Here is a 22,899-nt window from a genome sequence, read left to right on the forward strand (position 1 = left end):
CCGAGGTCGGCCAGCGCGCGGGCGACGCGGTCGCGCGCGGCGCCCGGCCCGTGCGGCGGGACCGGGTCGCCGCCGCCGCCCTGCCCGCCTCCGGTCAGGAAACGGTCCCAGTTCTGCGCCACGTGCGGGCCGATCTGGGCCAGTTCGAAATCCTCGCGCAGCCGCTCGCCGGCGCGAACCAGCCCGCCATCGAGGAACGGCTGCCCGTCCCGGTCCTTGCGCCGCGCCAGAAGAGCCAGCGGACTTTCGCTGCGGCAGTACCGGGCCCGCCGCTCCGCCGCGGTATCCTCATCGCCGGCGGGGACGCCGCCGAGCCGATAGGGCGACGGCGCCTCGGAAAACCCTGTGTCGGTCTGTGCCCGCGCGCGGTTCTCGGCTTCGGCCAGCATCCGGCGCAGCGCCGCCCGACCGGTTCCGGTGATACGATAACGGCTGATCCGTCCCGGCGCATCGCAGGAAATCCAGTCGTTGAGCGCCATCGCCTCGGCGACCGCGACCGGAACCACGGCGGTGCGGGTGCCCGCCCCGGTCGCATCCGCCCGGACCACCACCGCTTTTTCCATCTGTTCCGCCACGGCAAGAACCGCGCCGGGGTCGCTCAGCCGTCGCAGAACGGTCAGGGCCTCGGGCGAGGCCGGCGGGAAGGCGGCGCGGTCGGGCGGCTGGGGCATCGCGGCAGGCTCCTGATCTGGGGCCCGCCCGTCATCCAGGCGCGCGGGCGGGAAATGATCCCGCGCCAATGCGGTAAGGGCCGCATCGACCAGCGGGTCGTCACGGCGCATTTCAACCTGGCGGATCTGGCGCAGCACGGTCGAGGCATGACATCCCGCGGACCGGGCGAGGGCCCGGATCGGTCGTCCTGCGACGGTATGAAGAAGATACCGCTGTGCGGGGATCGGAACCCAGGGCGGGACCGGCGGCAGAGGAGAGTGCGTTATCTTTTCGCCGGGGTGTCGTCTCAAGGGCAGATCCGGTTCTCCAGAATGCATCCCCAAGCTTACCCACAATCGTGTGCAACCCTGGTTAATCAGAGGTTAAATCAGCGCGTGAATGGAAATCATTGTTTCCAAAAGATAAACAAAAATGAAAACCCCCGCGCGCTGATCTCCAGCGCCCGCAACACTCGCACGGGTTGTGTAAAACAGAGGGTCTGCCGCCGCTTTTTCCGAAAGGACACGCGATGAAAGACCTTTTCAGCCTCCTCTCAGCCCGCCACCGGCCACGGTTGCTGGTCCGCGCTGCGCGGATCGGGGCACAGGAGTACCGGCGCAGCGTGCATCTGCCGCGGCTGCTCGGCTATGGCGGGCTGCCGTCCCCGGCCCCGGCCCTGATGCGTCTGATGGACATCGAGGACGAGATCAACGACCTGCGCCGCGACGGCGATGCCGGGTACTCCCTTGCCCGGCATCTGGACGTTCTGATCGCAATGGTGGGCGAGGCGCATCTGCTCGCGGCCGATCGCCCTGCCCCGGTGTCTGTCTGGCCTACATGAAGGCGTCGGGCATCGACGCCTTCTTGTCCTCCACATAGGCCTCGAGCGCCTCTTGGATCGCCGGGTCGAGCGCGGGTTGCTGATAGGTGCTGAGCAGCTTGGCCACCCGCACCGAGGCCAGCGCCTGGGTATCGCGGGCGCCCTCCTCCTCCCAGGTTTCGAACGGCTTGTAGTCGAGCAGATCGGTGCGCCAGAAGGCCTGTTTGAAATTGGCCTGGGTATGGGCGCAGCCCAGATAGTGGCCGCCCGGCCCCACCTCGGCAATCGCATCCATCGCCTGGGCGTTCACATCCACCGCCACGCCTTCGGCGAGCTTGTGCAGCATGCCGAGCTGGTCGGCGTCCATCACGAATTTCTCGTAGGAGGACACCAGCCCGCCTTCGAGCCAACCGCAGGCGTGCAGCATGAAGTTCACCCCGCCCAGCAGCGCCGCGTTCAGGGTATGCGCGGTCTCATACGCCGCCTGCGCATCGGGCAGCTTGGAGGCACAAAGGCCGCCGCCCGAGCGGAACGGCAGCCCCAGCCGCCGCGCCAGCTGCCCGGCGCCATAGAGGATCTGGCTGGCCTCGGGTGTGCCAAAGGTCGGCGCGCCGCTGTTCATGTCGATCGAGGTGACGAAGGCGCCGAACACCACCGGCGCACCGGGGCGGATCAGCTGGGAATAGGCGATCCCCGCCATTACCTCGGCCAGCACCTGGGTCAGCGTGCCCGCGACCGAGACCGGCGCCATCGCGCCGCCGACGATGAAGGGTGAGATCACGCAGGCCTGGTTGTTCTGCGCATAGACCTCCAGCGCGCCCATCATCACATCGTCGAATGTCATCGGCGAGTTGATGTTGATCAGCGAGGTCATCACCGTGTTTTCCTGCACAAATTCCTTGCCGAACAGGATCTCACACATCTCGACGCTGTCCTGCGCCCGGCTCGGTTCGGTGACCGAGCCCATGAAGGGTTTGTCCGACAGCGTCATATGCGCCATCAGCATGTCCAGATGCCGCTTGTTCACCGGCACGTCGGTGGGCTCGCACACCGTGCCGCCGGAATGGTGGAGCCATTTCGACATATAGCCGAGCTTCACGAAGTTGCGGAAATCCTCCATCGTGGCATAGCGGCGGCCGCCGCCGGCGTCGCGCACGAAGGGCGGGCCGTAGACCGGCGCGCAGACCAGTGTCTTGCCGCCGATCACCACGTTGCGGTCGGGATTGCGGGCGTGCTGGGTGTAGGACGCGGGCGCGGTTACGCATAGTTTCCGCGCCAGGCCGCGCGGGATGCGCACCCGCTCGCCCTCGATCTCGGCCCCGGCCTCGCGCCAGCGGTCCAGCGCGGCGGGATTGTTGACGAAATTCACCCCGATCTCGGCCAAAACGGTTTCGGCGTTGGCCTCGATGATTTCCAGGGCCTCCTCGGTGAGGATCTCGAAATTGGGGATATTGCGCTCGATATATTTCGCGGTCTCGATCCGGACGGCGGTCCGTTCCGCACGCCGCGCGGCGCCGCCGCCTCCCCGCGCCCTGCGCCGTGAAATCGCCTCTGCCATGTCTTCATCCCCCGATAAACGGACTTCTCTGGATCGCTTGATAGCCCAGCTTCCCGTTCGGGCGGATCAGGATAACGGCGCATCCGGGGAAAAAGCGACATCACCGCCACCGCACAACACATTTTTTTTTAAAGATATATAGAAAACACTATGTGTAGTGCTTAAAGGCGGCTTAATATGAGATCTCCGGTCACCTTTACGGAAGCCCGGAGAACCAACAGAGCATGGGCCGGCAGATCAGCGCCGGCCCGTACAGGGAGAGGGAAATGACAGTAAACAAACTGCGCGGCCGCTTCGCGGTCAGCGCATTCTCAACACTTGTGTCCGGGCTGATCCTCAGCACTCCGGCACATGCCACAAACGGGTATTTCTCGAACGGCTACAACCCGCAATCCAAGGCGATGGCGGGATCCGGCGTCGCCGTCGACAACGGCGTCTTGGGCCTGGCACAGAACCCGGCCCTGGGTTTCAGGGTCGGCAATGGCGCCGAAGGCTGCATCACGCTCTTCGCCCCCGAGCGCGGGTTCACCATCGGCGGTGCCGCGCCACTGACCCCCGGCAGCTACAGCAGCGAGAACAATCTCTTCGCCATCCCCTGTGGCGGGGCGAATTTTCGACTGAACGACCGCAGCACGGTGGGCTTTGTGATCTATGGCAATGGCGGGATGAACACCGAATACGTCGGCAATCCCTTTGCCGGGCTCGGCGCTGGCACCTCGCCGCTGGGCGTAAACCTGGAACAGGTGTTTATGTCGGTCAGCTTTGCCTATCAGATCAATGATGCCCTGAGCCTGGGCATCGCGCCGGTCTTTGCCGCGCAGCGGTTCAGCGCGACGGGTCTGCAGGCGTTCGGGGCGATGTCCACCAATCCGGCGGCGCTGACCAACAACGGCGATGACTGGTCGCATGGCTGGGGCCTCAACCTGGGTATGGCATGGGAGCCGAGCGCGGAGTGGACCATCGGCGCCTCGTACCGCACCAGGATGCAGATGGACCAGTTCCGGAGCTATGCGGGCCTGTTCGCCGAACAGGGCGATTTCGACATTCCGGCGACCGCGACCCTTGGGGCCGCCTATACGCCGGCGGCGTATTCCAACCTGACCCTGACCGCCGAGTTCCAGCGCATATTCTTCAGCGATGTCGCCGCGATCTCCAATTCCGGCGCGCTGCTGGCGACGCCATTGGGCGCCAACAACGGCCCCGGCTTCGGCTGGAAGGACATGAACGTGGTGCGCGCCGCGGCGATCTACCGGGCCAGTCCGCGGCTGACCCTGCGCGGCGGCGTCAGCTATGCCACCGATTTCACCGATGACAACGAGGTTCTGCTCAACGTCCTGGCGCCGGCCACGATCCGCTGGCACGCCTCGTTCGGTGCCAGCTATGCGATGAAGAACGGCTGGGAGCTGAGCGGCGCCTTTACCCATGCGCTGGAGGCCGAAAAGAGCGGCAGCAACTTGACCCCCGGTTTCGGCCAACCGGTCACGCTGAGCATGTATCAGAACGAGTTGTCGATCGGTTTGAGCTATAAATGGTGACAACCGCGGCGCCCGCGTGCCCTGGCATGCGGGCGCCACTTGCGGAATGAAGGAACCGGCGCTATCAGCCGATCCATGACACGCCCATCGCATGACCGCCTCCTCATCATAGACTTCGGCAGCCAGGTGACGCAGCTGATCGCGCGCCGCCTGCGCGAGCTGAACGTCTATTGCGAAATCCACCCCTATCAGAACGTGACCGACACGTTCCTGACGACCTTTTCGCCCAAGGCCGTGATTTTTTCCGGCGGGCCGGATTCGGTTGCGCGCGAGGGCTCGCCCCGGCCGCCGAAGGCGGTCTATGATCTGGGCGTGCCGATCCTGGGCATCTGCTATGGCCAGCAGGTGATGATGCAGGATCTGGGCGGCATGGTCGAGGCCGGCGAAAGCCACACCGCCGAGTTCGGCCGCGCCTATGTGACGCCCGCCGATCAGCGGATCGACCTTCTGACCGGCTGGTTTCTGGAGGGCCGCGAACAGGTCTGGATGAGCCATGGCGATCACGTCAGCAAGCTTGCCCCCGGGTTCGAGGTCTACGGCACCTCGCCCGGTGCCCCCTTTGCCATCACCGCCGATCTGGACCGGGGTTTCTTTGCGGTGCAGTTCCATCCGGAGGTGCACCACACCCCGAACGGCGCCACCTTGTACGAAAACTTCGTCAAACTGGCGGGTTTCACCGGCGACTGGACCATGGGCGCCTATCGCGAGGAGATGATCCAGAAAATCCGCGACCGGGTCGGCGACAAGAAAGTCATCTGTGCCCTGTCCGGCGGCGTCGACAGTTCGGTCACCGGCATCCTGTTGCACGAAGCCATCGGCGATCAGCTGACCTGTGTTTTCGTCGACCATGGCCTGCTGCGACTGAACGAGGCCGAGCAGGTCGTTCAGATGTTCCGCGAGAACTATAACCTGAACCTGATCCACGCCGACGAAAGCGATCTGTTTCTGGGCGAGCTCGACGGCGTTTCCGATCCCGAAACAAAGCGCAAGATAATTGGCAAATTGTTCATTGATGTATTCCAGAAATACGCCAATGACATCGAAGGGGCCGAGTTTCTGGCGCAGGGCACGCTGTACCCCGATGTGATCGAGAGCGTGTCTTTCTCCGGCGGGCCTTCGGTGACGATCAAATCGCACCACAACGTCGGCGGCCTGCCCGAAAAGATGGGGCTGAAACTGGTCGAGCCGCTGCGCGAGCTGTTCAAGGACGAGGTCCGCGCCCTGGGCCACGAGCTGGGCCTGCCGGCCAGTTTCATCGGTCGCCACCCGTTTCCCGGACCGGGCCTGGCGATCCGTTGCCCCGGCGAGATCACCCGCGAAAAGCTGGAGATCCTGCGCAAGGCCGACGCGATCTACATCGACCAGATCCGCAAGCACGGGCTGTACGACGAGATCTGGCAGGCCTTTGCCGCCATTCTGCCGATGCGCACCGTCGGCGTGATGGGCGACGGGCGCACCTATGACTATGCGCTGGCCCTGCGCGCGGTGACCTCGGTGGACGGGATGACGGCCGATTATTATCCCTTCACCCACGAGTTCCTGGGCGAAACCTCGACCCGGATCATCAATGAGGTCAAGGGCGTGAATCGGGTGTTCTACGACTGCACCTCGAAGCCGCCCGGGACGATCGAGCTGGAATAGGGGCATCGCCCCAAAGCGGAACCCCGGCCCGGCGCCGGGGTTTTGTTTTTCAATGGCTTGCGGCAAGGCCTCGAATCGATACATGACTATCGACCGATCTGCGGTCCGCACGGCGGGCCCCCCGGTCCGCCAACGGCGCAACCGCTGCGGGATACCCGCTTGACCTTCCCCGGCTTTGGCGGTTCGGTGCCAGCCAGGGAGAGGAGCCCGCATGCAGGATACATCGCCGCCCCGCGTCGGGCTTGCCGCGCTGTGGATGACCGGCGCCATCGCCTCGTTCTCGGCCATGGCGGTCGCCGGACGTGAGGTCAGCTTTGCGCTGGATACCTTTGAAATCATGATGTATCGTAGCGCACTTGGGTTCGCCATCGTGGTCCTTATATTGGCGTTGACCGGCCATCTGAGACAGGTCACCCGGCGCGATCTGGGGCAGCAGGTGGTGCGCAACATGGTCCATTTCGCGGGCCAGAACCTGTGGTTTTTCGCCGTCACCGCGATCCCGCTGGCGCAGGTCTTTGCGCTGGAGTTCACCGCGCCGCTCTGGGTCGTGGTGCTATCGCCGCTGGTGCTGGGCGAACGGCTCACCCCGATCCGCGCGCTGTCGGCGGTGATCGGATTCGCGGGCATCCTGATCGTCGCCCGGCCCAGTCCCGACACGCTGAACGTCGGCGTTTTCGCCGCCGCCGGCACGGCGGTGTTCTTTGCCTTCACCAATATGCTGACCAAGCGGCTGACCCGGCGCCACAGCGTCGCGAACATCATGTTCTGGCTGACCCTGCTGCAACTGGTCTTCGGGATCATCGCCGCCGCAATCGACGGTGACGTGGCCCTGCCCGACGCCACCACCGCGCCCTGGCTTGTGCTGATCGCCCTCGGTGGGCTGCTGGCGCATTTCTGCATCGCCAACGCGCTCTCCATCGCGCCGGCCACGGTGGTCATGCCCATCGATTTCGCCCGTCTGCCCACCATCGCTATCGTCGGCATGCTGCTTTATTCGGAACCGCTGGAGATCTGGGTCTTTGCCGGGGCGGCGGTCATCTTTGCCGGAAACTACCTCAACATCTTGGCCGAAACCCGCAGGTTCCGGGTCGCGTGACCGCATCGCCGGCGGCTAACTGGCCGCCATGAGCACACAAAAATCCATCTCGCCCCGCGCCTGGGCCGAATTGTCCCTTCTGGGCCTCATCTGGGGCGCCTCCTTTCTGACCATGCGCATCGCGCTCAATGAGATCCCGGTGCTGACGGTGGTGCTGCACCGGGTGTTCTGGGCGATGCTGGTCCTCTGGGCGGTCGTCTTTGCGATGCGCCTGCCGGTGCCGCGCGCCCCAAGGGTCTGGGCGGCGTTCCTGATGATGGGACTGCTGAACAACGTGATCCCCTTCGGGCTGATGACCTGGGGCCAGCTGCATATCGAGAGCGGTCTGACGGCGATCCTGAATGCGACCACGGCGATCTTCGGGGTGATCGTGGCCGCGCTGGTCTTTGCCGACGAAAGGCTGACCTGGCGCAGGGGGGTCGGCGTGGCCATCGGCTTTGCCGGGGTGACGCTGGCCATCGGCGCAGGGCAGCTGACCGCGTTCGATCCGCGCAGCATGGCGCAGCTTGCGGTGCTGGGCGGCACGCTCTCCTATGCGCTGGCCAGCTCCTGGGCCCGGTCGAAATTGGGCGGGCTGGCGCCGCAGGTTGCGGCGGCGGGGATGCTGACCGGCTCCACCCTTGTCCTGTTGCCGGCCGCCTGGGTGATCGACGGGCCGGTGGAACTGACGCTCGCTCCCGCCACATGGGGCGCCATCGGCTATTACGCGCTGGCGGGCACGGCGGGGGCCTATCTGCTGTATTACCGGGTGCTCGGCATGGCGGGCTCCGGCAACCTCATGCTGGTCACCCTGATCATCCCGCCGGTGGCGATCGTGCTGGGCGCGCTGGTGTTGGGCGAGGCGCTGAGCCCGTCCGCCTTTGGCGGCTTTGCCCTGCTGGCGCTGGGGCTGTTGATCGTGAACGGAAAGATCGGGCGACGGCGCGATTGACCCCCCCGCCCGCCGCCGCTAGCAAGGGCCAAAAGGGGGCGCAACCATGCTCTATTCTTCGGCGGACGACTGGCGCGGGGCGGCGCGCAAACAGGTGTTGTTCTTTGGCATGTCGGGCCTGGGCAAGACCCATGTCAGCAACATGCTGCGAACGGCGGGCGACTGGTTCCACTACAGCATCGATTACCGCATCGGCACCCGCTACATGGGCGAATACATCACCGACAACGCCAAGGCCGAGGCGATGAAGGTGCCGTTCCTGCGCGATCTGCTGCTGTCGGATTCGATCTATATCGGCTCGAACATCAGTTTTGACAATCTCACCCCGGTCTCGACCTATCTGGGCAAGCCGGGCGACCCGGCCAGGGGCGGGCTGCCGATCGCCGAATACCGCCGCCGGCAGGAACAGTTCCGGCTGGCCGAGATACACGCGCTGCTGGATACCGAATATTTCATCGACCGTGCCGAGCGGCTCTATGGCTATCCCCATTTCATCTGCGATACCGGCGGCTCGATCTGCGAATGGGTGGACCCGGAGAATCCCGCGGATCCGGTCCTGAGCGAGCTGGACAAGCACACGCTGATGGTCTGGATCAAGGGCGACGAGGCCCATACCCGCGAGTTGATCCACCGGTTTGACCGCGCGCCCAAGCCGATGTCCTACCAGCCCGGGTTCCTGGCCCGTGCCTGGGACCAGTACCTGAAGGAAAAGGGCTGCGCCGAGGATCAGGTGGACCCGGATGATTTCATCCGCTGGACCTATGCCCAGGCGCTGGCGCATCGGCAGCCGCGCTATGCCGCGATGGCCGCACGCTGGGGCGTCACGGTGACCGCCGATCAGATCGCCGCGCTGCGAGATGCCGCCGATTTCGACGACCTGATCGCAGGCGCGATTGCAGCCCGGGGCTGACCGGCCCCGAGCAGACCATCCTCGCGGTGCGAAACCTGCCCGGGCTCCACGTCGGGCAACAGCGCACGCGGGCATGGCCAGGCCACCCCGAACGATGATGCGCTGAAACCGACATTGGAGCGTCGCAAAACGACAATTTTCTAGGCACCCGTCCCGCAACAGGCCGATTGGCCCGGACCCGACACCCGCAACGGTAGACCGATGACTTGGCAGCAGCGCAGGCTCGGATTATCTAGCGGGAGAACAAGGAATGATATTCGACATGCCCATCAAGATCCCCTCCGACCTGCCTGCCTATGACGTGCTTACGCGCGAGGGCGTCATGGTCATGTCCGAGGAACAGGCGGCGCGTCAGGACATCCGCCCGCAGAAGATCGCGCTGCTCAATCTCATGCCCAAGAAGATTCAGACCGAGACCCAGTTCGCCCGGCTGATCGGCGCAACACCGTTGCAGATCGAACTGACGCTGATCCGGATGTCGGGACATGAGAGCAAGAACACCTCGTCCGAGCATATGGAAGAGTTCTACCGCCCGTTTCAGGAGATGAAGGACGAAAAGTTCGATGGTCTGATCATCACCGGCGCGCCGATCGAGCATCTCGACTTTGACGAGGTGACCTATTGGGACGAGCTGCGCGAGGTGTTCGAGTGGACCCAGACCAATGTGCACTGCACCTTTGGCGTCTGCTGGGGCGGCATGGCGATGATCAATCATTTCCACGGGGTGAAGAAACACCTGTTGAAGGACAAGGCGTTCGGCTGCTTCCGGCACAAGAACCTGTCGCCCGCGTCGCCGTTTCTGCGCGGGTTCTCGGATGATTTCGTGGTGCCGGTCAGCCGCTGGACCGAAGTGAAGCAGGACGAGATCGACGCCGTGCCCGAGCTGGTGACGCTGCTGGGCAGCGACGAGGTGGGGCCATGCCTGGTGGCCGATCCGTCGCATCGCGCGCTCTATGTGTTCAACCATTTCGAGTATGACAGCGACACCCTCAAGCAGGAATACGACCGGGACGTGGCGAACGGCACGCCGGCGCGGGTTCCAGTCAACTACTACCCCGATGACGACCCCGCTAAAAAACCGCTGAACCGGTGGAAAAGCCAGGCGCATCTTCTCTATGGAAACTGGATCAGCGAGATCTATCTGACCACCCCGTATGACATCGACAAGATCGGCGTGGAGTCCAGCGACCTGCGCGGCTGAGGGGATATGTGATCCGCGCAATTGTGATCTTTCTGGTTCTGGTGGCTCTGGTCTGGGCGGTGACGCTGTGGCGCGCCGCGCGGGCCGAGGCACGGGCCGAGGCCAGTCACCCGCCGGGCGGCAGGCTGATCGAGGTGGACGGGGTCACCGTCCACGCCGAGGTCATGGGCGACGGCCCCGACGTGGTGCTGATCCACGGAGCCAGCGGCAATGCGCGCGACATGACCTTTGCCCTGGCGCCGCTGCTGGCCGAGCGGTATCGCGTGATCGTCTTCGATCGGCCCGGACTGGGTTACACCGACCGGATCGGCGCGGGCGGGGCCAGCATCGCGGATCAGGCCGCGCTGTTGGTGCGCGCGGCGCGGGCCCTGGGCGCCGACCGGCCGGTGGTGATGGGCCAGAGCTATGGCGGCGCGGTCGCGCTGGCCTGGGCGGTGCATCATCCCGAGGCACTGTCGGCGCTGGTGCCGGTCTCGGCGGCCTCCCACCCCTGGGAGACACCGCTCGATCTGTTCTATCGCATCACCTCCTCGCCGCTGGGTCAGGCGCTGGCGGTGCCCGCCCTCACCGCCTGGGTGCCCAACGGAAAGGTCGACCGGGAACTGGCGGCGGTCTTTGCCCCGCAGCCCGTCCCGGAGGGGTATTCGAAGCATTTCGGACCCGGCCTGACCCTGCGGCGGGAGTCGCTGCGCGCCAACGCGGTGCAGCGCGCCACCCTGCTGGACGAGATCAGGGCGCTGGCGCCCCATTACCCGCGCATCTCGGTGCCGACCGAAATTGTCCACGGCACCGCCGATTCCACCGTGGACCCCATGCTGCATTCCGAGAACCTGGCCCGGCGCGTACCCGGTGCACGGCTGACCTGGCTGGAGGGAATCGGCCATATGCCACAGCATGTCGCCGCGCCGGACGTGGCCGCCGCAATCGACCGCGCGGCGCGACGTGCGGGTTTGCGTTAACCCGATTAACATTCCATATAGAGAATGACCAACAACGGACAGGCAGGCGCATGGACCTTCCCTTTGACGGCGCGATCACCCGGTTTTTCGAGCACGAGGCGCCCGACGACATCCGCAATGCGATCCGGCGGGCGGACAAGGACGACATTCTGAACCCGGACTACCCCCGTTCCGAGCGGATGGGCAAGAAACCCTATGAAAGCGAGCTGGAAAACCTCCAGATCGAACTGGTCAAGATGCAGTCCTGGGCAAAGTCCAGCGGCGCACGCATCGTGACCCTGTTCGAGGGGCGCGACGCCGCCGGCAAGGGCGGCACCATCAAACGGTTCCGCGAAAACCTCAACCCGCGCGGCGCCCGTGTCGTTGCCCTGCCCAAGCCCAGCGAGGCCGAGCGCAGCCAGTGGTATTTTCAACGCTACATTGACCACCTGCCGGCGGGCGGCGAAATCGTGTTCTTTGACCGCAGCTGGTACAATCGCGGTGTGGTGGAAAAGGTGTTCAGCTTTTGCACCGATGCCGAGCGCGAGAGGTTCTTTCGCCAGGTACGCCCGTTCGAACAGGCGCTGGTGGACGACGGCATCCACCTGTTCAAATTCTGGCTGAACGTCGGCCGCGCCGAACAGCTGCGCCGGTTTCTCGACCGCGAACGCGACCCGCTGAAACACTGGAAACTCAGCGAGATCGACGTCAAGGGGCTGTCGCGCTGGACCGCCTATTCCGAGGCGATCGAGGAAACCCTCATCCGCAGCCATACCGCCCGCGCCCCCTGGACGGTGATCCGGTCGGACGACAAGCGGCGTGCGCGGATCGAGGCGATCCGCCATGTGCTGCTGGCGCTGGACTACGATCACAAGGACGAAAAGGCGCTCGGCCGATGCGACCCGCAGGTTTGCGGCGGCCCGGACATCTGGGATGGCTAAACGCGGCTATCATCACGGCAATCTGCGCCAGGCGCTGATCGAGGCCGCGTTGCAACTGATCGAGGCCAAGGGGCCGACCGGATTCACCCTGTCCGAGGCGGCGAAGACGGCCGGGGTCACGCCGGCGGCGGTCTATCGCCATTTTGCCGGCCGCGAGGATCTGATCGCCGAGGCCGCGCGCCAAGGCTTCGAGATGTTCGCGGATCTGATGCAATACGCCTATGACAGTGGGCAGCCCTCGGCGCTGGCCGCCTTCGAGGCCACCGGGCGCGCCTATCTGGCCTTTGCGCGCAAGCATCCCGGACATTACATCGCCATGTTCGAAAGCGGCATCTCGGTCAATCGAACGCCGGAGCTGGCCGCCGCCTCGGCCCAGGCGCGCGGCGTGCTTGAAAAGGCCGCCGCGGATCTGTCGCAACATATCCCGGCGGACAAACGCCCGCCCGCCTCGATGTTCAGTGCCCATATCTGGGCGCTGAGCCATGGTGTGGTCGAGCTTTATGCCCGCAACGCCGGCGCCACCGCCCCGTTTTCTCCCGAGGATCTGCTGGAGACCGGGATCGGGATCTATCTGCGCGGGCTGGGCCTGATCGAACCGGACAGGTGATCGCCGCCGGATCGTCCCCACCCCGGGAGAACGGCCCCAAAAAGAAAAGGCCGCGCAGGAGCGCGGCCTTTGTCGATTTCGGATCGCCAGCGATTAACGCTTGGAGAACTGGAAGCTCCGGCGCGCCTTGCGCTTGCCGTATTTCTTCCGTTCCACCACGCGGCTGTCGCGGGTGAGAAAACCGGCGGCCTTCAGCGCGCCGCGCAGGCTCGGATCATAGAGTTGCAGCGCCTTGGAAATGCCGTGCTTGACCGCACCGGCCTGACCCGACAGGCCACCACCCTTGACGGTCGCCATGACGTCGAACTGGTCCTCGACACCGGCCACCGTGAACGGCTGGCGCAGGATCATCTGCAGCACCGGACGGGCGAAATAGGTTTTGATTTCCTTACCGTTGACGGTGACCTTGCCAGAACCCGGCTTGATCCAGACGCGGGCGACCGCGTCCTTCCGCTTGCCGGTTGCATAGGCGCGGCCAAGCTCGTCACGCACCGGCTCGCGGGCGATGAGCTCTTCGGTCGCGGGGGCGACGCCGGCGACGGCGCTCAGCTCTTCGAGAGTGTTGATCTGATCAGACATCTGTCTCAGCTCCGGGTGTTTTTCTTGTTCATGGATTTGACATCCAGAACGTCGGGGCTCTGGGCCTCATGCGGATGTACGGCACCGGCGTAGATGCGCAGGTTGGTCATCTGCTGACGCGACAGGCGGTTGCCCGGCAGCATGCGCTTGACGGCCTGATAGACCACGCGCTCGGGGTGCGCGCCTTCCAGGATCTGCTGCTTGGTGCGCGACTTGATGCCACCCGGGTGCCCGGTGTGCCAATAGAAGTTTTCATCGCGCTTCTTGCCGGTCATCTGCACCTTGTCGGCATTGATGACGATAACGTTGTCACCCATGTCCATGTGCGGCGTGAAGGTCGCTTTGTGCTTGCCACGCAGACGCATGGCAATGATCGAGGCAAGACGGCCCAGAACAACGCCTTCGGCGTCGATCAGGATCCACTTCTTGTCGATCTCTGCAGGGGTCGCAGAAAAGGTTTTCATCGGATCGGTCCCGTTTGTCGTGAACGGCGGACACAACAGGTGCCGCCGGAATTCGATGGACGGGGTATATGGAACCACAGGGGACGCGTCAACAGCGCAATTTCAGGATTAAATACATTAAATCAATGATTTAAAAATTAGGTACTATTTTACCCCACGCTCAGACGGTGATTTGCTCCGGCGGATTGCCAAGCAGATCCCGAAGCCGCTGCATGGCGCGCGCGAAGGCGCCAAGCGTTACGCCGGTGTTGACCGATAGCCGGACCGCGTGGGGCGCCCGCGCGGTCCGCAGCACGAAATCCTCGGCCGGGCGCAGCCGCACCCCCCGCGCCTCGGCCGCCTGGACAAAGGCACCGGCGCGCCAGCCCGCAGGCAGGGTCAGCCACAGGAACGGAACGTCCGGCCGCCAAACCAACTGGTAACCGCCCAGTTCATTCACAGCGCATTGGACATATTCGCGGGTCACGTCCAGGACCCTGTCCGCGATCGCGTCCAGTCGCGGATCGACCAGAAGCCGCGCCATCAGATCGCTCAGCGGCGTGGCCAGCCCGAAGAAGCCCTGTTCTGCGCTGCGGCGCAGATGCGCGGTCCGGTCGGGCGGGGCCAGGGCAAAGCCGACGCGCAGGGCCGGCGTGATGTTCTTGGAGATCGAGGTGACATACCAGCTCCGTTCCGGCGCCAGCAGCCGATAGCTGGGTCCGGCCCCCGCCTTCATGTTATAGCAGTTGTCATCGAGGATCTGCAGATCGCGCTTGCGGGCGACCTCGGCGATGGCGCGGCGGCGATCCTCCGGCGTGTAGGTGGCCGTCGGATTGTGCGCCTCCGGCGAGGTGCACAGGATCTGCGCGTCATGGGTGCGGGCGGCGGCGTCGAGCGCCTCGGGGATGATGCCATCGGCATCCATCTCGACCGCCACCACATCGGCGCGCAGCAATTCGGCGGCGCGGCGAAAGCCGGGATAGAACAGCTCTTCGACCAGCACCACCGGGCGGCGGCCGCGCAAAACCGTCTGCATCACCAGGCCAAGCGCATTCTGTCCGCCATTGGCGAATACCACGTCGCTCTCGCGCACCCGGCCGACAGCGGCATGGGACAGCCAGTGCGCCGCCGCCTGCCGCGCGGGGCGGGCGGCATCGCGCGACGGGTAATGCATGAACCCCGAGGGCGGGTTCTGCGCAACCTCGGTCAACAGTTCGCGAATCAGGGCGGCCTGGCCCACGTTCGGCAGATGCGGCGAGAAGAGGTTGACGTAATACCCGTCCCCCGCCTCATTGTTGTGGGGCGCCACATCCAACTCGAACCCCAGTTCGGGTTCGGCGGCGGTATCCATCCCGTCCCCCTGCCCCGACCGTCCGGCGACAAAGGTGCCGCGTCCGACCTCGGCCTGAAGGACCCCTTCGTCGGTCAGGACCGTATAGGCGCGGGCAACGGTTCCCGGTGTGATTTCAAGCTGATAGGCAAGTTCCCTGACCGGAGGCAGCCGCTCTCCGGCGCTCAGCTTGCCGGCCTGGACGGCCCTGCGGATGCGGTCCGCGACGGCCTTGTACTTGGGTCCGGACGCCTCGGTGAGCGTTCCCATCCAAATTGTACTCACTACAATCTTTCCTTTGACCTACCTGCCGCTGTTATTGTATCAATTAGCTACAAGGCGTATCGCCTTTGTGTCAATACATTTCGATAGGTGTTCCAATGTCCCGCGTGATGCAGTCCAACCCCTCCACCGTTCTCGGCGCCGGCCGGCGCCAGCGCTCGACCGTTTCGGTGTCGCGTCGCCTGTTCGGCCTGCTGGGTGTCTGGAGCGGTCGCCTGCGCAGCCGGACACGGCTGAGCCAGCTTGACCCGCATATGCTGAAGGACATCGGCATCACCGAGGCCGAGGCCAGAACCGAGGCGAACCGCCCGTTCTGGCACGGCTGACCCTTTCCCCGTCCGGCAACGGACCTCTTCCTGCCGGGGCCTTGTGCCCCGGCTTTTTTCGTTTGCGCCCCCTCATTCGGGCTGACAGATCTCCCGCCGGCTGATCGCCAGCACGGTGCGCGCCAGCAGCCCGACGATGATCACCGACAGCGCGGCCAGACCGATCAGGCCGATCACCTCATGGGCCGCGGATCCGGCCAGGCGGGCATAGAGGAATGACGCGATCGTCAGGGCCGCCACCGGAAAGGACAGCGCCCACCAGCTCAGCGCGAAGGGCAGTTTCAACAGTTTGGGAATCTGCATCAGGATCAGCGCCGCAAAGACATAGGTCGTGTTCAGCAGGATGTGAGCGAAAGGGTCAACCTTTCCAACCAATTGAAAATACGAAACGAAACCCACCGCCGGTGGCGCGATAAGGATCAGCAGCGTGGGAAACAGCCGCGCCGGAATCGGATTGTGGAACACCAGCCGGTTCATCACCAGCGTCAGCAGAACAATCCAGAAGATCAGACCGCCAGAGAAGAACAGCCAGGAAATCTCCGGGTGGCCGAGCCGGACGCCGGCCACCGGCACGATGATATTGCCCACCGCGGGGATGAACCATGCGGGGGTCAGATGCCCGACCTCGAACGACCGGTGGCTGATCCAGCCGGAAACCACGGCGATGGTCAGCCCCCCCTGCGCAACTGTCCCCAGGACCCAGAGCACACGGGCGATTTGCGGCAAATCGGTATAGCAAGCGGTGGCCGTCAACAGCAGCGAGATCGAGAAAGCGGGGAAGAAGGCCAGCCGCACCGGGTGGTTCCATTCCCCGCGAACGGCACCCGGATGACGCAGGATCTTGGCAGCGTAAAAGCCCGCGATCGTGGCAAAGACCAAGGCCGCGAAAACCAGAACGCCCTGCGCCAGTGGCGCGGTCCAGGGCAGAGTCTCATGGGCGCTGTGCAGCGCCAGAACCAGCCCCATGAGTCCCATTACGATGGCAAAGAAGGTGATCGGAAAATGGGACAGGCGATGAAGGTCAATCTCATCCGGCATCGCGCCGGGTGCGGGTGCGTCGCTCATGGCGTTTCCTTGTGATATTTTCCCCGACCATGCGCGGTGGGCCGGCCCGGGTCATTGATACAAATCAAACATGCAACCAGAGTTTACCTTTGATGCGGCGCGCCCCGACCGGTCGACCGGCCCGATTGTATCGACACAGGACTGGGGAGTTTCCCGCTCCCATCGTACACTCCACCCGCCGCCGCGCACCGGCGCACCCGGTCGGTCAGCGCGGCGGAATGGAATAGGTCAGCGTGGCCCGCGCCACCGGCTTGTCGCCGCCGTCCGAGACCATCAGCACATCGCCCACCGCCAGAACGCGGCCGAGTTTCAGCAGGCGGCAGTGCGCGATCACGTCGCGCCCGGCCTCGGGTTTGCGCATGAAGTCCAGAGAACAGTTGGTGGTCACCGCCAGCGCCTTTTTCCCCACCCGCGCCAGCACCATCGCATAGACCGCCACATCGGCCAGCGCGAACATCGACGGCCCCGAGACCGTGCCGCCCGGGCGCAGGTGCCGATCGTCGGTGAGCAACCGCATGGTGATGGTATTTTCGGTCAGATCGTCGATGGCGAAATCGTCGCGGATCTGGGGAAACACCTCGGCCAGATAGTCGGTCAGCTCTTCGCGGTTCAGGGCCAGAGTCATGCTTTTCCTCCCGGTTCATTGGCCCTAGAGTTGGCGCAACATCTCATGGGAGGGCAAGATGGCAATTCTGGAACGTAACGACACCGGCGCGGTGGCGCATCTGAACATGAACGCACCGGAGCGGCTGAACGCCCTGTCCGACGAGATGATCGCGGCGCTTCAAGCCCAGTTCGACGCGCTGAAGGAAGATCGCGACATCCGCGCCGTGATCCTGTCGGGGGCGGGCAAGGCGTTCTGCGCCGGTCACGACCTCAAGGAGATGACCGCCGGTCGCCAGGCCGAGGATGGCGGCAAGGCCTATTTCAAAGATCTGTTCGACCGCTGCACCCGAATGATGATGTCGATCCAGTCGCTGCCGCAGCCGGTGATCGCACAGGCGCACGGCATCGCCACCGCCGCCGGCTGCCAGCTGGTGGCCAGCTGCGACATGGCGGTGGCCGCCCAGGGCACCCGGTTCGGGGTGAACGGGGTGAACATCGGCCTGTTCTGTTCCACCCCGATGGTGGCGCTCAGCCGCAATATCCCTCGCAAGCAGGCCTTCGAGATGCTCAGCACCGGCGAATTCATCGAGGCGGACCGCGCCCGCGAGCTGGGCCTGATCAACCGGGCCGTCGCGCCCGAGGATCTGGAGACGGAAACCGCCGCCTTGGCGGCGAAACTGGCGAACAAGCTGGGCGCGGCGGTGCGCATCGGCAAGCGCGCCTTTTACGACCAGATCCAGATGCCGATCGCGGATGCCTATGCCTATGCCGGCGAGGTGATGGTCGAGAACATGCTCTATCGGGACACAGAGGAAGGGATCGCCGCCTTTCTCGACAAGCGCCCGCCGGACTGGAAACAGTGAGCCGGCAAGGCCGGCGGCGGCATCGTTTCGTGTATTCGTAAAATTGTTTCCAACACTCCGCTTCTCAAAAAGGATGCGCTGTGGCACATGTTTTCATGTTCAAGTCGCTTGTCTCGGGTCGCCGCCGATGGACGGTCCCTCCGGGCCGGACTTCTCTCTCCGGCACCTTGTCCGTCCTGCGGCGGCCCTGAGACGGCGATGCGGCCATCCGGCATGTCCCCTTGCGATCCGGGCGGCCATCCGGCCCAATCGCCGGTCTGGCGTTGCACTGTCCGCGCCTGTGCCCTATCTGCCAGAAAATGAGCAACACACTTCATATCGTGGGCGGTGGCATGGCCGGGTCCGAGGCCGCCTGGCAGGCGGCGCAGGCGGGCGTCGACGTGGTGATCCACGAGATGCGCCCCAGGGTCGGAACCTTTGCCCACCAGACCGGCAACCTGGCCGAGATGGTCTGTTCCAATTCCTTCCGCTCGGACGACAGCGAACAGAATGCGGTCGGGCTGCTGCATTGGGAAATGCGGGCGGCGAACGGGCTGATCATGTCGGCCGCAGACGCGCACCGGCTGCCAGCCGGCGGCGCGCTGGCGGTGGACCGCAACCCCTTTTCCGAGACGGTGACCGAGCGGCTGAAGGCGCATCCGCGCGTCTCGGTCTCTTATGAAGAGATCGACAGCCTGCCGGACGAGGGGCAATGGATCATCGCCACCGGGCCGCTGACCTCCTCGGCGCTGGGGGCGGCGATCCAGGCCGAGACCGGGGCCGAGGCGTTGGCCTTTTTCGACGCCATCGCGCCGATCGTCTATGCCGAGAGCATCGACATGTCCAAGGCCTGGATGCAGTCGCGCTATGACAAGGGCGAGACCGAGGAAGAGCGGACCGCTTACCTCAACTGCCCGATGGATCGCGAGCAGTACGAAGCCTTCATCGACGCGCTGCTGGCCGCCGACAAGACCGAGTTCCACGAGGGGGAAACGGCGGGGTATTTCGACGGCTGCCTGCCGATCGAGGTGATGGCCGAACGCGGCCGCGAGACCCTGCGCCACGGGCCGATGAAACCCGTCGGTCTGACCAACCCGCATCAGCCGGAGGTCAAGGCCCATGCCATCGTGCAATTGCGCCGCGACAACAAGCTGGGGACGCTGTTCAATATCGTCGGCTTTCAGACCAAGATGAAATACGGCGCCCAGACCGACGTTCTGCGGATGATCCCGGGGCTGGAGCAGGCCCGTTTCGCCCGGCTGGGCGGCATTCACCGCAATACCTTCCTCAACTCGCCCACGCTGCTGGACACGCAGATGCGGCTGAAGTCGAAACCCAATATCCGCTTTGCCGGGCAGATCACCGGCGTCGAGGGCTATGTGGAAAGCGCGGCGATGGGCCTGCTGGCGGGCCGGATGGCGGCGGCGGAGATCCAGGGCCGGGCGTTGACCGCGCCGCCGGGCACCACGGCCACCGGCGCGCTGGTTACCCACATCACCGGCGGGGCGGAGGCCCGGACCTTTCAGCCGATGAACGTGAATTTCGGCCTGTTCCCCCCGGTCGAGGGGCTGAGGGGCGGCCGGCGCGGGCGCAAGGACCGCTACAAGGCCTATACCGACCGGGCCAAGGACGACTGGACCGCCTGGCTGGCAGCCGCGGAGGGGATGGCAGAAGGGATGGCGGGGACGCTGTGAGCTTCACCACCCGGTTCGCCCCCTCGCCCACCGGGCCGCTGCACCTGGGCCATGCCTATTCGGCGCTGCTGGCGCAGGACATGGCGAGGGCGGCGGGCGGCACTTTCCTGTTGCGCATCGAGGATATCGACCAGAGCCGCGCCCGCCCCGAGTGGGAGGCGCTGATCTATGACGATCTGCACTGGCTGGGGCTGCGCTGGCCAAACCCCGTGATGCGGCAGTCGGAGCGGATGGATCGCTATTCAGCGGCACTGGACCGGCTGGCGGATATGGACCTCACCTATCCCTGCCGCTGCCGGCGCGGCGATATCGAGGCCGCCGCCGGCGCGCCGCAGGAGGGGGTGCCGCGGTTTGGCCCCGACGGGCGGATCTATCCCGGCACCTGTCACGCGCGCCCGATGGCCGAGGCCGGGGCGGAGGACGTGATCCGGCTGAACATGGACAAGGCCACTGCCGCCCTGCCCCCGCTCGGCTTTGCCGAGACCGGACCGGCGCATGAGGGGCGCCACGCGCTCGACCGCGACCACCTCTGCCGGGCGGTGGGCGATATCGTGCTGGTGCGGCGGCGGATGGGCAGCTCCTATCACCTGTCCGTGGTGGTGGACGACGCCGATCAGGGGATCACCGATGTGGTGCGCGGTCTCGACCTGTTCGAGGCCACCCAGATCCACGTCCTGCTCCAGCACCTGCTGGGTCTGCCCACGCCGATCTATCACCATCACCGGCTGATCCGGGACGATCAGGGCAAGCGGCTGGCCAAGCGCGACGATGCCCGCGCGATTGCAAAATACCGCGCCGACGGCGCGACGCCGGAGGATATCCGCCGGATGGTGGGCCTGGGGTGAGCGTTGAACCGGGCCCAGCCCCCGCCGCGACGACGTCGCTCCCCCGGAGTATTTTCGGCCGGAAAAAGCTGGGGGGTCAGTCTTCCACCGGCGTCATCAGCTCGACCTCTTCGCCCGCGCGCACGGCGGTATAGAAACAACTGCGCCGGTTGGTATGGCAGGCCGGTCCGGTCTGATCGACCAGCACCAGCAGGCAGTCGCGGTCGCAATCGACCCGGAAATCCACCAGTTTCTGCACATGGCCCGAGCTCTCGCCCTTGACCCAAAAGGCCTGGCGCGAGCGCGACCAATAGGTGACGCGCCCCGTCTCCAGCGTCCGTGTGACGGCTTCGGCGGTCATCCAGGCCATCATCAGAACCTCGCCGGTCGCCGCGTCCTGGGCGATGGCCGGGATCAGCCCGTCTGACGTGAATGTGAGCGTTGCAGGATCGAAGGACATCGGCGAAAACCTTTTGCATCGGAGGGCGGTCCCCTTATGTATGGGGAAGACGATGCGAGGAAAACCCATGTCCGGCAACACCGACCTGATCAAGCTCTATTCGGCGCGCATTCTGGCGCTGGCCGCCGACATTCCGCATCTGGGCCGGCTCGACGGGCCGCAGGCGACGGTCAAGAAACGCTCGCCGCTTTGCGGCTCGACGGTGACCGTGGATGTCACGGTCCGGGATGGCCGCGTTGCCGATTTCGCCCAGGACGTGAAGGCCTGCGCGCTGGGGCAGGCCTCGGCCGCGGTGGTGGGCGGCGCGATTCTCGGCGCGACGCGGGCGCAGGTGGAACGGGCGCGCGATCAGCTCAAAGCGATGCTGAAACAGGATGGCCCGGCGCCCGATGCGCCGTTCGACGGGCTGGAGGTGCTGCGGCCGGCACGCGAATACAAGAACCGCCACGCCTCGATCCTGCTGGCGCTCGAGGCCACCGCCGAGGCGATGGAACAGGCCGAACAGGCCGATTGCGCCTGAGACCCGTTCCGGGTGAACAGGACGGAGTGATCTTGCACGGTATTCTCGAACAGATCGTCACACTCTGGGTCGTGATCGACCCGATCGGCACCATCCCCGTCTTCATCGCCATCACCGCCGGCGCCGGCGCCGCCCTGCGCCGTCAGATCGCGCTGCAGGCGGCGCTGGTCAGCGCCGGTGTTCTGCTGTTCTTCCTGATCTTCGGGCAATTGCTGATCGATGCGCTGGGAATCGGGCTGAATTCCTTTCAGGTGGCCGGGGGCATCGTCCTGTTCCTCTTCGCGCTGACCATGATCTTTGGTGAGGGCAAGACCGAAGCCGAGCAGCGCGCCCTGTCGGACATGACCGTCGACGACCGCCGCACACCAAATCCGGCGATCTTTCCGCTGGCGGTACCCTCGCTCGCCTCGCCGGGGGCGATGCTGGCAATCGTCATCCTGACCGACAACAACCGGTTCAGCATCTCTGACCAGGCGGTGACCGGAGCGATCATGCTGGCGGTCATCGTCGCCGCCTATCTGATGATGCGGCTGGCCGAGCCGATCATCCGGCTGATCGGCGAGGCGGGATCGGCCATCGTCAGCCGTGTGATGGGGATGATCCTGGCATCGGTCGCCGCCAATGCGGTGCTGACCGCGCTCTTGCGCATCGTCACCACCGGAGAGCTGTGAACCCAGGCCCGGCGCAGGGGTGTGACCACCCCGCCGGAAAGAAAAAACCGCCGCACCTCCTTGGGCGTGGAGGGCGGCGGCAGTTATGCGTGTCTCATGCAGGATCCGGAGGGGCGCAGGCCCGCATGTGCGGGCCGGAGAGGGATCGGTTGAGGCAGGTCACCCTTGCATCGAACAATGGGACAGAGATGCGGCGCATCCCCCGGCACGAGATCGCAGGCAGAAAATCGGTCAGACAAGCCCCGGCAAGTGCAACGCGCCGAGCAGGATCACCACCAGCGCCGCCGCTCCGACGGCGTCCTGAAGCAACGTGTCGCGATTGGTCATCAGGGCGGTCTTGATCTGGGTCAGCATGGGATCACCTCCGGGTCGGTCAGGGGTTGTCGTTCCGTGTTGACCTTTTGTTCTCATATTTCGCCCGCTTCTGT

25 protein-coding genes are annotated in these 22,899 nt (G+C 65.1%); 16 read left to right on the plus strand and 9 right to left on the minus strand.

The window, feature by feature from the left end; genetic code table 11:
- Positions 1-671: DUF6456 domain-containing protein (locus tag E1832_RS10785; protein ID WP_245513943.1), on the minus strand; the 671-nt coding region annotated here is incomplete at its 3' end.
- Between the two features lie 509 nt (positions 672-1,180).
- On the opposite strand from E1832_RS10785, the gene E1832_RS10790 reads away from it, so the two are divergent.
- The gene (locus E1832_RS10790; RefSeq protein ID WP_133359765.1) at positions 1,181-1,492 is read left to right on the plus strand and encodes a DUF6477 family protein; all 312 of its coding nucleotides are present in this window, start codon (positions 1,181-1,183) and stop codon (positions 1,490-1,492) included.
- Here E1832_RS10790 and E1832_RS10795 read toward each other — a convergent pair.
- Complete coding sequence (locus tag E1832_RS10795; RefSeq protein ID WP_133359766.1) at positions 1,485-3,029, minus strand: trimethylamine methyltransferase family protein; 1,545 nt, start codon at positions 3,027-3,029, stop codon at positions 1,485-1,487. The genes E1832_RS10790 and E1832_RS10795 overlap by 8 nt on opposite strands.
- Positions 3,030-3,295: 266 nt before the next feature.
- On the opposite strand from E1832_RS10795, the gene E1832_RS10800 reads away from it, so the two are divergent.
- The 9 genes from E1832_RS10800 to E1832_RS10840 all read left to right on the plus strand — a co-directional run bounded on the left by E1832_RS10800 (position 3,296) and on the right by E1832_RS10840 (position 12,829).
- Complete coding sequence (locus tag E1832_RS10800; RefSeq protein ID WP_165978860.1) at positions 3,296-4,564, plus strand: OmpP1/FadL family transporter; 1,269 nt, start codon at positions 3,296-3,298, stop codon at positions 4,562-4,564.
- A gap of 75 nt (positions 4,565-4,639) precedes the next feature.
- A complete protein-coding gene (guaA, locus tag E1832_RS10805; RefSeq protein ID WP_133359768.1) occupies positions 4,640-6,205 on the plus strand; it encodes a glutamine-hydrolyzing GMP synthase in 1,566 nt (521 codons plus the stop codon).
- 211 nt (positions 6,206-6,416) lie between these two features.
- Entirely contained in the window at positions 6,417-7,301 is an 885-nt protein-coding gene (locus E1832_RS10810) for a DMT family transporter (protein ID WP_133359769.1), read from the plus strand.
- A gap of 28 nt (positions 7,302-7,329) precedes the next feature.
- Positions 7,330-8,232 (plus strand): DMT family transporter, encoded by a 903-nt coding sequence (locus tag E1832_RS10815; protein ID WP_133359770.1) that lies wholly within the window; start codon positions 7,330-7,332, stop codon positions 8,230-8,232.
- Between the two features lie 46 nt (positions 8,233-8,278).
- Positions 8,279-9,142, plus strand: a complete 864-nt coding sequence (locus E1832_RS10820) for an ATPase (RefSeq protein WP_133359771.1) — start codon at positions 8,279-8,281, stop codon at positions 9,140-9,142.
- A gap of 262 nt (positions 9,143-9,404) precedes the next feature.
- Entirely contained in the window at positions 9,405-10,343 is a 939-nt protein-coding gene (gene metA, locus E1832_RS10825) for a homoserine O-acetyltransferase MetA (RefSeq protein WP_133359889.1), read from the plus strand.
- Positions 10,344-10,351: 8 nt separating this feature from the next.
- Complete coding sequence (locus E1832_RS10830; protein WP_245513944.1) at positions 10,352-11,302, plus strand: alpha/beta fold hydrolase; 951 nt, start codon at positions 10,352-10,354, stop codon at positions 11,300-11,302.
- A 50-nt stretch (positions 11,303-11,352) separates the two neighbouring features.
- A complete protein-coding gene (ppk2, locus tag E1832_RS10835) occupies positions 11,353-12,222 on the plus strand; it encodes a polyphosphate kinase 2 (protein ID WP_133359772.1) in 870 nt (289 codons plus the stop codon).
- Positions 12,215-12,829, plus strand: coding sequence for a TetR/AcrR family transcriptional regulator (locus E1832_RS10840; RefSeq protein WP_133359773.1), 615 nt, complete (start codon positions 12,215-12,217; stop codon positions 12,827-12,829). The genes ppk2 and E1832_RS10840 overlap by 8 nt, the downstream gene beginning before the upstream one ends.
- A 93-nt stretch (positions 12,830-12,922) precedes the next feature.
- Here E1832_RS10840 and rpsI read toward each other — a convergent pair whose 3' ends face one another.
- The 3 genes from rpsI to E1832_RS10855 form a co-directional block, all read right to left on the minus strand.
- Positions 12,923-13,408, minus strand: coding sequence for a 30S ribosomal protein S9 (rpsI, locus tag E1832_RS10845; protein WP_133359774.1), 486 nt, complete (start codon positions 13,406-13,408; stop codon positions 12,923-12,925).
- 5 nt (positions 13,409-13,413) lie between these two features.
- Positions 13,414-13,872, minus strand: coding sequence for a 50S ribosomal protein L13 (rplM, locus tag E1832_RS10850; protein ID WP_133359891.1), 459 nt, complete (start codon positions 13,870-13,872; stop codon positions 13,414-13,416).
- Between the two features lie 160 nt (positions 13,873-14,032).
- Positions 14,033-15,466 (minus strand): aminotransferase-like domain-containing protein, encoded by a 1,434-nt coding sequence (locus tag E1832_RS10855; protein WP_425358968.1) that lies wholly within the window; start codon positions 15,464-15,466, stop codon positions 14,033-14,035.
- A 95-nt stretch (positions 15,467-15,561) separates the two neighbouring features.
- Here E1832_RS10855 and E1832_RS10860 point away from each other — a divergent pair, with 95 nt between their 5' ends.
- Positions 15,562-15,789: a DUF1127 domain-containing protein gene (locus E1832_RS10860; RefSeq protein ID WP_245513945.1), complete on the plus strand. Its 228-nt coding sequence runs from the start codon at positions 15,562-15,564 to the stop codon at positions 15,787-15,789.
- Positions 15,790-15,861: 72 nt separating this feature from the next.
- Here E1832_RS10860 and E1832_RS10865 read toward each other — a convergent pair whose 3' ends face one another.
- Positions 15,862-16,854: an SLAC1 anion channel family protein gene (locus E1832_RS10865; RefSeq protein WP_245513946.1), complete on the minus strand. Its 993-nt coding sequence runs from the start codon at positions 16,852-16,854 to the stop codon at positions 15,862-15,864.
- 205 nt (positions 16,855-17,059) lie between these two features.
- On the minus strand, positions 17,060-17,479 hold the full coding sequence (locus E1832_RS10870) for a PaaI family thioesterase (RefSeq protein WP_133359775.1): 420 nt from the start codon (positions 17,477-17,479) through the stop codon (positions 17,060-17,062).
- Positions 17,480-17,537: 58 nt separating this feature from the next.
- On the opposite strand from E1832_RS10870, the gene E1832_RS10875 reads away from it, so the two are divergent.
- The 3 genes from E1832_RS10875 (at position 17,538) to gluQRS (ending at position 20,841) form a co-directional block, all read left to right on the plus strand.
- A complete protein-coding gene (locus tag E1832_RS10875; protein ID WP_133359776.1) occupies positions 17,538-18,323 on the plus strand; it encodes an enoyl-CoA hydratase in 786 nt (261 codons plus the stop codon).
- A 299-nt stretch (positions 18,324-18,622) separates the two neighbouring features.
- Positions 18,623-19,996 carry a methylenetetrahydrofolate--tRNA-(uracil(54)-C(5))-methyltransferase (FADH(2)-oxidizing) TrmFO gene (gene trmFO / locus E1832_RS10880; RefSeq protein ID WP_133359777.1) on the plus strand — a complete coding sequence of 458 codons (1,374 nt, stop codon included), beginning with the start codon at positions 18,623-18,625 and terminating at the stop codon, positions 19,994-19,996.
- A complete protein-coding gene (gene gluQRS, locus E1832_RS10885; protein ID WP_133359778.1) occupies positions 19,993-20,841 on the plus strand; it encodes a tRNA glutamyl-Q(34) synthetase GluQRS in 849 nt (282 codons plus the stop codon). Before trmFO ends, gluQRS begins: the two co-directional genes overlap by 4 nt.
- A 76-nt stretch (positions 20,842-20,917) precedes the next feature.
- On the opposite strand, the gene hisI is transcribed toward gluQRS, so the two are convergent.
- Positions 20,918-21,280: a phosphoribosyl-AMP cyclohydrolase gene (hisI, locus tag E1832_RS10890; RefSeq protein WP_133359779.1), complete on the minus strand. Its 363-nt coding sequence runs from the start codon at positions 21,278-21,280 to the stop codon at positions 20,918-20,920.
- A gap of 67 nt (positions 21,281-21,347) precedes the next feature.
- Here hisI and E1832_RS10895 point away from each other — a divergent pair, with 67 nt between their 5' ends.
- Positions 21,348-21,800 (plus strand): iron-sulfur cluster assembly scaffold protein, encoded by a 453-nt coding sequence (locus E1832_RS10895; protein WP_133359780.1) that lies wholly within the window; start codon positions 21,348-21,350, stop codon positions 21,798-21,800.
- 26 nt (positions 21,801-21,826) lie between these two features.
- A complete protein-coding gene (locus E1832_RS10900) occupies positions 21,827-22,471 on the plus strand; it encodes a MarC family protein (protein ID WP_342635566.1) in 645 nt (214 codons plus the stop codon).
- A 231-nt stretch (positions 22,472-22,702) separates the two neighbouring features.
- Here the strand turns inward: E1832_RS10900 and E1832_RS23115 are convergent, their stop codons facing one another.
- On the minus strand, positions 22,703-22,825 hold the full coding sequence (locus E1832_RS23115) for a hypothetical protein (protein ID WP_280960205.1): 123 nt from the start codon (positions 22,823-22,825) through the stop codon (positions 22,703-22,705).
- Positions 22,826-22,899: the final 74 nt, after the last annotated feature.

This window comes from Antarcticimicrobium luteum (genome assembly GCF_004358185.1).
GTDB classification, from domain to species: Bacteria; Pseudomonadota; Alphaproteobacteria; order Rhodobacterales; family Rhodobacteraceae; genus Antarcticimicrobium; species Antarcticimicrobium luteum.